This is a genomic window from Chloroflexus sp. (genome assembly GCF_056331925.1).
Genome location: NZ_JBWGQH010000009.1, coordinates 1 through 9,242, shown reverse-complemented (window position 1 = coordinate 9,242; position 9,242 = coordinate 1). Strand labels below are relative to the sequence as shown.

The 9,242-nt window shown below is 55.2% G+C and carries 8 protein-coding genes; all 8 read left to right on the top strand.

The features are described from left to right. Positions 1-231, top strand: a 231-nt coding sequence (locus AC01ZF_RS06390; protein WP_476575214.1) for an STAS domain-containing protein, incomplete at its 5' end; no start/stop codon positions are given. A gap of 341 nt (positions 232-572) precedes the next feature. Beyond that, complete coding sequence (locus tag AC01ZF_RS06385; RefSeq protein WP_424677196.1) at positions 573-2,900, top strand: sodium-translocating pyrophosphatase; 2,328 nt, start codon at positions 573-575, stop codon at positions 2,898-2,900. Positions 2,901-3,192: 292 nt separating this feature from the next. Continuing rightward, positions 3,193-3,714, top strand: a complete 522-nt coding sequence (gene hoxE / locus AC01ZF_RS06380; protein WP_428131775.1) for a bidirectional hydrogenase complex protein HoxE — start codon at positions 3,193-3,195, stop codon at positions 3,712-3,714. 3 nt (positions 3,715-3,717) lie between these two features. After that, positions 3,718-5,325 carry a NuoF family protein gene (locus tag AC01ZF_RS06375; RefSeq protein WP_424677194.1) on the top strand — a complete coding sequence of 536 codons (1,608 nt, stop codon included), beginning with the start codon at positions 3,718-3,720 and terminating at the stop codon, positions 5,323-5,325. Beyond that, positions 5,315-6,022 carry a bidirectional hydrogenase complex protein HoxU gene (hoxU, locus tag AC01ZF_RS06370; RefSeq protein ID WP_424677193.1) on the top strand — a complete coding sequence of 236 codons (708 nt, stop codon included), beginning with the start codon at positions 5,315-5,317 and terminating at the stop codon, positions 6,020-6,022. Before AC01ZF_RS06375 ends, hoxU begins: the two co-directional genes overlap by 11 nt. Before the next feature lie 17 nt (positions 6,023-6,039). Beyond that, positions 6,040-6,573: an NADH-quinone oxidoreductase subunit B family protein gene (locus AC01ZF_RS06365; RefSeq protein ID WP_424677192.1), complete on the top strand. Its 534-nt coding sequence runs from the start codon at positions 6,040-6,042 to the stop codon at positions 6,571-6,573. A 77-nt stretch (positions 6,574-6,650) separates the two neighbouring features. Continuing rightward, positions 6,651-8,072 carry a Ni/Fe hydrogenase subunit alpha gene (locus AC01ZF_RS06360; protein WP_428112265.1) on the top strand — a complete coding sequence of 474 codons (1,422 nt, stop codon included), beginning with the start codon at positions 6,651-6,653 and terminating at the stop codon, positions 8,070-8,072. A gap of 80 nt (positions 8,073-8,152) precedes the next feature. Beyond that, on the top strand, positions 8,153-8,656 hold the full coding sequence (locus tag AC01ZF_RS06355) for a hydrogenase maturation protease (RefSeq protein WP_424677190.1): 504 nt from the start codon (positions 8,153-8,155) through the stop codon (positions 8,654-8,656). Positions 8,657-9,242: the final 586 nt, after the last annotated feature.

The following is a 9,242-nucleotide window of genomic DNA, read 5'->3' as shown; positions in this document are numbered from 1 at the left end:
ACCGCCGTCGCCAATTATCTCTTGCAAACCGCACGCGCTGCCCAATTGATCGGCGCCCAGGTCATTTTGGTCGGGATTGGCCCGGAAATTGCCCAAACGATTGTCCAGCTCGGTGTCGATTTACACGGTATTCTTATCGGTGCTCATCTGCAAAACGGCATCGAACTGGCGTTCAAGCAACTAGGACGGGTGATTAAGCCGGTGATGACAACCAAACCAAGCGTTCGATGAGCAAGCTACACGAGCCGATGCGATCCGCCGATCACCTCACATCTGGCTCACCCGATGTTACGGCATCTCTCCCAATCACCTGACAACGCACTTATCAGCAGTATGATAACCATTACCGACAACGCAGAGCACTTCGCGTAATTGCACTACTTTCGCACCATTTATGCCCAACATCGCATTTGTGCCGAACGTTGCAATCGTAACTCGGCTATGCTAGAATAATCCACGTCTACGGTAGGAGATTTTCCCAAACACCAGCGCCCCGCGCAAGCCCCGTGCCCTGCGCGCCGCGCCGGCAGTTTCATCGGGTCGTGCATTCGTGCAACGAAGGAGTTGGGGTCATGCAGGATCTGAACGCCGTCCAAAGTCTTGCAGTCTGGGCCGTCCTCATCGTCTCGCTGCTCGGTATCGGGTACGCCTTCTTCATTCGCAGCCAAATCCTTGCGCAGGACACCGGTACGCCGAAAATGCGCGAAGTCTGGGGATTTATCAAGACCGGCGCGAACGCTTATCTGAGCCAGCAATTCCGTACCATCTCCATCCTCATCGTCATTCTCACCTTTGTCCTGGCAGCGAGTGTGTTCATCATCCCCCCCACAACCGAAGCGGTTGAGCGGTTCGGCAGTGAAGAGGCAGCTACCCTTTGGGTAGCGATCGGACGAGCAGTGGCCTTTCTCATGGGGTCGCTGTTCAGCTATGCCGTCGGCTACGTCGGGATGAATGTGGCCGTTGAAGGGAATGTGCGCGTTGCCGCGGCCTCGCGAAAAGGGTATAATCCGGCCCTTCAGGTCGCGTACAAATCCGGCTCGGTGACCGGGATGCTTACCGTGGGCCTCGGCCTACTCGGTGGTACCCTAATCTTTATGGTCTTCGGGATTGCTGCACCCGACGCCCTGCTCGGCTTTGGCTTCGGTGGTTCGCTCATCGCACTCTTCATGCGCGTCGGTGGCGGTATCTACACCAAAGCGGCTGACGTCGGCGCCGACCTTGTCGGCAAAGTTGAGGCTGGCATCCCCGAAGACGACCCGCGCAATGCAGCCGTAATCGCCGATCTGGTCGGTGATAACGTCGGTGACTGCGCCGGTATGGCGGCTGACGTTTTTGAGAGCTTTGAAGTGACGCTGGTATCGGCATTGATCCTCGGCTTGGTGCTGGGTGATGCGGTTGTGGGCACTATCGGTGACGGAGCGTATGATCTGCGCTTCATCATCTTCCCGCTGGTGCTCCGCGCGATTGGTGTAGTTGCCTCGGTCATCGGCAATCTGTTCGTCACCACCGATGAACGTAAGCGCAATGCAATGGCAGCGATGAACCGTGGCTTCTACATTGCTGCCGGTTTGGCTATTGCGGCCAGCGCTGCGGCAACTCCCATCTTTATGGTTGACGAAGCAACCGGTGTCGTCGACTGGCGACCGTTCTTTGCCACCCTCTCCGGTGTGGTCTTGGCAGTCGTTCTCGATAAGCTGACCGAATACTTTACCAGCACCCACTTCAGCCCGGTGAAAGAAACCTCAAAGGCTTCCCAAACTGGATCGGCGACGAATATTTTGTCGGGCTTAGCGCTCGGTATGGAGAGCAGCGTCTGGGCAATTCTGGTCATCTCGGCCTCGATCTTTACGTCGGTGTTGATCTACTCCGGTGAACCGGCGGCTACTCAGTTTACTGCGATTCTCTACGGGGTTTCGTTGACCGGTATCGGTATGTTGCTGTTAACCGGTAATACGATTTCGATGGACAGCTTCGGCCCCATCTCCGACAACGCTAACGGGATCGGCGAAATGGCCGGACTTGATAAGAATGCGCGCAACGTGATGGATGACCTCGACGCGGTTGGCAATACAACAAAGGCGGTCACGAAGGGGATTGCAATTGGCTCGGCTGTTATCGCGGCAGTGGCGCTCTATGGCTCCTATTTCACCGATGTCAATAAGGTGTTACAACAGATGATCGCCAAGGGCGAGCAGAGTATCGAGCTGCTCTCGTCGATTAACGTCGCTGCACCTACCGTGTTCATCGGTCTCCTCATTGGTGGTGCGGTACCTTTCCTCTTCTCCTCGCTGACCATCCGCGCCGTATCGCGGGCCGCAGCGCAGATCGTCAACGAAGTGCGACGGCAGTTCCGTATCCCCGGTTTGATGGAGGGCAAGGTACAGCCCGATTACGCGCGTGCTGTTCAGATTTCTACGACGGCAGCCCAGAAAGAGCTGATCAGCCTTGGCCTGATTGCCGTGTTGGTGCCGATTATTGTCGGCTTTACGCTCGGTGTCGAGGCGTTGGGTGGTTTTCTCGCTGGGATTATCCTCACCGGCCAATTGATGGCAGTGTTCCAAGCAAATGCCGGTGGCGCCTGGGATAACGCCAAGAAGTACATCGAGGAAGGTAATTTCGGCGGCAAACACAGCGAACCACATAAGGCGGCCGTGGTTGGCGATACCGTTGGTGATCCGCTTAAGGATACTGCCGGCCCTGCCTTGAACCCGATGATCAAGGTGATCAATCTGGTGGCGCTGATTATTGCACCGATTGTGGTGACGATCAAACCCGGCAATCCAGGTGTGATTGTCGCGATGATTCTCTGTGTCGCTGCGCTGATCTGGGCAATCTGGCAGAGCAAGCGTGAAAGCGAGACGCTTAAAGAGATCGCTCAAGCACCGGCATCAGCCGATTAGTTAGTAAGTTTTAACTAATCTTGTAACCGGAGCATCGAGTTGTAAGTGGGTAGGGATACAGCGACACTGTATCCCTACCTTTACACTTTGCCATCTTCCCCTACGGCTGTTACCCTCGGTTATAGTGTCCTAACGACGCCAATCGTATTCCTTGGTTCCCCAATCAGCTCTGTACGAAGTAGCTACATCTCCCCTCCGACGTTAACGCCGGGTAATCAACTCTTCTCGCCGAAACAGTTGCCAACCAATTAGTATCAATATAGTATCCGCTCATCAGTAAGGGAGAGGTTCAATGACGACACCTGCGCCGAAGGCCGATGTTGACCGTGAAATGCGCCCTGCCGGCGATAGCCGCCGCAAGATCCTTGAGGCGACGATGAAGCGTTTCCAGTATCAGGGAAACGCATTGATCGAAGTTCTGCACAAAGCCCAGGAACTCTACGGTTTTCTGTCACCAGAATTACTCAGCGAGGTAGCCCAACGCCTCCATTTGCCGCCAAGTCGAGTATACGGCGTCGCAACCTTCTATCATTTCTTTTCATTGGCCCCTCAAGGTCGACATAGCTGCACCGTCTGTCTTGGCACTGCCTGCTACGTGCGCGGCGCTGCCATCTTGCTGCGCGAACTCGAAACATTAAGCGGGATCAAGGCCGGTCACACCAGTCCTGATGGGCAGTTATCCTTACTCACTGCACGCTGTCTCGGCGCATGTGGCATTGCACCGGCCGTTGTCCTCGATGGTGAAGTTATCGGACACGCCGACCGCTCAGATCTAACAGCGCGGATTCGGTCGTTGCTTGGCCGTGAGGAGTAGGGTATGGATCTCCACGAACTGGAAACCATCGCCGAACGAGAGCAAAGCCATCACACCCGACAGCGTATTCTTTGTTGTGCTGCTGCCGGCTGTCAGGCCTCAGGATCACTCGAAATCAAACGCCGTCTTGAAACCGTATTGACCGCAGCCGGCAAGCTGGCCGAAGTTGATGTCATCCCGGTTGGCTGCATGGGGTTGTGTGGTCACGGTCCGTTACTACGTATCGAACCTACCGGCGAAACCTTCGAACACGTCACCCCAGCCGATGCTGAAGATTTGGTTGCGGCCCTTGATGGTGGTCCTTGCGCAGTACCACGCTGTGATCGAAACATCCCCTTTTTTACCCGCCAACTACCGATCGTACTCCGTCACTGCGGCCAGATCAATCCCGAACGGATCGAAGACTACATCGCCGTGGGAGGTTATCGCACGCTCTACCACGTAATCCACGAAATGACACCGGCTGAGGTAATCAACGTTATCACCCGTAGCGGCCTCCGTGGACGTGGTGGCGCCGGTTATCCGACCGGTCTCAAGTGGGCGACCGTGGCGAAAAGCCCCGGCGAACGCAAATTTGTGATCTGCAATGCCGACGAGGGCGACCCAGGTGCGTTTATGGATCGCAGCGTTCTTGAGAGCGATCCACACTTGGTGTTAGAAGGAATGGCGATTGCAGCCTATGCGGTTGGCGCCGAACAAGGTTTTATCTACGTGCGCGGTGAGTACCCATTGGCAATCGACCGCTTGCAAAAGGCGATTGTGCAAGCACGCCGGCTCGGTCTGCTCGGCACTCAGATTTTTGAGAGCGGTTTTAATTTTCGCATTGACATTCGCGTTGGAGCCGGTGCGTTTGTCTGTGGCGAAGAAACGGCGTTGATTGCATCGATTGAAGGTCGCCGTGGTCAACCACGACCGCGTCCACCCTACCCCGCTGAAAGTGGCCTATGGGGCATGCCAACTCTTATTAACAACGTCGAGACGTTTGCTAACATCACCGCTATCATCGAGAACGGACCTGAATGGTTTGCCAACATTGGTACTGAGAAGAGCAAAGGGACGAAGATTTTTGCCCTCACCGGCAAGATCCGCAACACTGGCCTTATTGAAGTACCGATGGGCATCACGCTGCGTGAAATCGTGGAAGAGATAGGCGGCGGCACACCAGATGGCTCCCCGGTAAAGGCGGTACAGACCGGTGGGCCGTCTGGTGGGTGTATCCCGGCCAGTCTGTTCGATACGCCGGTTGATTACGAATCACTCGCCGCCATTGGCTCCATCATGGGATCGGGCGGTATGGTGGTTATGGACGAACACACCAATATGGTCGATGTTGCCCGCTTCTACATGGAGTTTTGTAAAGAGGAATCGTGCGGTAAATGTATTCCCTGCCGCGTAGGGACGGTTCAACTCTTCAATATGTTGACTAAGGTCCGTAACGGTCAGGCAAAAGGGAGTGATCTGGTCAAGATCGAAGAGTTATGTGAACTAATGCGCGAAACCAGCCTCTGTGGCCTGGGGCAATCGGCACCCAACCCGGTGCTCAGTACCTTACACTACTTCCGACACGAATACGAACAGTTGATCGGTGCGGAGGGCGATTATGGCAGCTAAGACGCTCACGATTGATGGCCATCTAGTATCGGCGCGCCCTGGTGAAACCCTGCTTGCAGCTATCCGTGAGGCAGGGATCACCATCCCGACCCTCTGCCACCTCGATGGATTGTCAGACGTCGGCGCCTGCCGACTCTGCCTAGTTGAGATCGAAGGTCAGCGTCGGTTGCAACCGGCCTGCATGACGATGGTCAGCGAAGGGATGGTCGTCCATACCAACACTCCCCGCCTGCAAATGTATCGACGCCAGATCATCGAACTCCTCTTTGCCGAACGCAATCACGTCTGTGCAGTGTGTGTTGCCAGCGGCAATTGCGAATTGCAACGATTGGCCGCCATGGTCGGTATGGATCATGTGCGCTACGATTACCTCTCACCCAACTGTCCGGTTGACATCTCACACCCGCGCTTTGGCATCGATCATAACCGCTGCGTACTCTGTACACGCTGTGTACGCGCCTGCGACGAGATCGAAGGCGTCCATACGTGGGATGTAGCAGGGCGTGGCACCGATTCGCGAGTTATCACCGATCTGAATCAGCCGTGGGGAACATCTACGACATGCACGAGTTGCGGCAAGTGCCAGTTGGCCTGCCCAACCGGGGCTATTTTCCCGCGTGGTGTCGCTGTTGGTGAACGTCCTCACGCCAGCGAACGAATCGCGTTGATAGTTGAAGCACGCAAGCAGCGCTGGTAACGCGCAAGGAGAGGCGCATGAGCCGAACACGTATTGCGACCATCTGGTTAGGCGGCTGTTCGGGCTGTCATATGTCATTGCTCGATCTCGATGAATGGCTGATTGAGCTAGCAGCACAGGCCGATCTTGTGTACAGTCCGATCGCCGATGTCAAACAATTTCCATCTCATGTTGATGTGACGTTGATCGAGGGAGCCATCGCCAATAACGAACACCTCGAACTGGCGCATATTGCCCGGCGTAACAGTAAGATTATCGTCTCTTTCGGTGATTGCGCTGTGAGCGGGAATGTTACTGCGCTGCGCAATCCGCTGGGTTCCCCAGAACAGCTTCTACAACAGGTCTACATCGAACATGGCGACCCACGCGGGACAATACCTCACGAGCCGGGTATTGTGCCGGTGCTCCTCGATAAGGTGATGCCGGTTCATCAGGTCATCCCTGTGGACTATTATCTGAGCGGCTGCCCACCATCGGCACCCCGGATTCGTGCCTTACTCGAGGCATTGCTCGCAGGCCGCAAACCGGAAGTTGATATTCGATTTGGATAGGTAAGACGTGATGATTGAGATGGAATATGTGAGCGCACCGTAATGTTTTGCGCGAACCATGACAGAAGGAGTGCGCGATGGGCCAACGGATTGTGATCGATCCGGTTACGCGGATCGAAGGGCATGCTAAGATCAGCATTTATCTCGATGACAACGGTAATGTTGCCGAGACGCGCTTTCACGTCACCGAGTTTCGCGGTTTTGAACGATTCTGCATTGGACGGCCCTTTTGGGAAATGCCCGGTATTACTGCTCGGATCTGCGGTATCTGCCCAGTCAGCCATTTACTTGCCTCAGCTCGTGCCGGTGATGCTTTACTGGCAGTTCAGATCCCTTCGGCTGCAGAGAAACTCCGCCGCCTGATGAATCTCGGTCAGATTATGCAATCGCATGCCCTCAGTTTCTTTCACCTGAGTGGGCCTGATCTCATGCTCGGCTTTGACAGCGATCCGGCACAGCGCAACATATTTGGCTTGATCGCTGCCGAGCCAGACGTTGCCCGGAATGGGATCCGCTTACGTCAATTTGGTCAAGAGGTAATTGAACTGCTTGGTGGACGTAAAATTCACCCGGCGTGGGCAGTACCGGGCGGAGTCCGTAGTGGTCTGACCGAGAGTAGTCGCGACCGAATTCGGTCTGCTGTACCTGAAATGCTGACAATTGCCCTCGATGCGATAGCACGCCTCAAACGGCTCACCGAGCAATACCAACGTGAAGTTACAACCTTCGGTGTCTTCCCCAGCTTATACCTCGGCATGGTCGGGCCTGGTGGCCGCTGGATGCATTATGGTGGTAAACTGCGAATTATTGACCATACCGGCAAAATGTTGATCGACGATCTCGATCCGATTGACTACCGCGACGTGATTGGAGAAGCGGTTGAGCCATGGAGCTATCTGAAGTTTCCCTACATTCGTGCATTCGGTTATCCACAGGGTATGTACCGAGTTGGGCCGCTCGCGCGGCTTAACGTATGTGCGTCAATAGGTACACCGCGAGCCGATGCTGAATTACATGAACTTCGCGAACAGGTCGGACCGGTGATCGAAGGGAGTTTCTACTACCATCATGCCCGGCTTATCGAGATCATCGCTGCCCTTGAACACATCGAAATGCTGATCGAAGATGATGATCTCCTTTCACCTAACCTTCGCGCCGACGCTGGGGTCAATCGTTACGAGGCGGTTGGAGTAAGCGAAGCACCTCGCGGTACGCTCTTCCATCACTATCGGGTTGATGAGAAGGGGTTAATTACTGACGTTAATCTCATTATTGCCACCGGTCAAAATAATCTGGCGATAAACCGCACAGTGGGTCAGATCGCCCAAAACTACATCTGCAACGGTCAGTTTGATGAAGGCATTCTCAACCGGATCGAAGCAGGTGTACGTGCGTATGATCCATGCTTAAGTTGTTCGACGCACGCTATCGGACAGATGGCGATGGAGGTTGAGTTATACGATGCGCACGGCACACTGGTAGGTCGCCTCAGTCGTTAAAAAAGGTGAAGACCTAGACCAAATCATTGTCTGCGGTATAATTGTCAACAAATAACGGTAATCTCGTGAAAGGGTTAGCTATGGGACACAGCAGCCGGCGCCGATGTCCTGCGATCGCACCGTATGGTCTCGTCATTGGCTACGGGAATCCGGTACGTGGCGACGACTATGCCGGACAGGCAGCCGCCGAACGGATCCGGCAATGGCGAGTCGCTGGGTTGCAGGTCGTGACCAAGACCCAACTCACGCCAGAATTAGCTCCTCTCATCGCTCGCTCACGGCGGGTAATCTTCCTCGATGCCGCCATTGATCGCACTCACGTCGAGGTACGTTGCATCGAACCAGCAAGGCAACTCACCTCTAGTCATCAGAGTGATCCCGCCGCATTGCTTGCGCTGGCTCGTCTGATCTACGGTCACGCACCACGAGCGATACTGGTAACGATTCCAGCTTATGACACTTCTTTGAGTCTAACGCTTAGTCCCGCTACAGAACGAGCCGTCGCGTATGCAGCTCGGGTGGCGCGAGCGTATTTGATACGACGTTACTGGCCATTGCGAACGCAAGCGGTGGGAGCATCGTAGCAATGCGACCGACGATCAAATCAGAGTAGTGGATTTGAGGGAACGGCGACACACTCGCTAGCTACTCGTGGAATAGTGGGTGACAGCCTATTCCATACCTGCTGTGGCGAGCGGCAGTGACTTACCGTGTGCCATCATTCCCTACGGATTGTGCCTACCTCAAGCGGGGGGAGAGCAACACCATCGGCATACCGACCAATCGTCGCGTGAGGAGATGCAGCCGTACGCCACGCTTGGGTGACGCACTGATAGTGGAGGTCGGGGGAGTGAGGCCCATGCTTGCTGTCTGTAGTCGGGACATAGTGCTGTGCGTGCGGTGGTGAATTACCGTGTTCCTAAGCTGTGCGACGGTGGCCTGTCGCATGTCAGACTCGCTGTAGCGGGCACAGGGACTTACCGCGTTCCAGACCCACGATGTGGCGTGCGGCAGATTGCTCGCTGCGCTCGCAATGACAGATGATACTGCGCTCACCCACTCCCTATTGTCGTTTCAAGGGCGCACCAGCGCCCGCGAAATCTTACCGTGCGGCAGATTGCTCGCTGCGCTCGCAATGACAGATGATACTGCGCTCACCCACTCCCTATT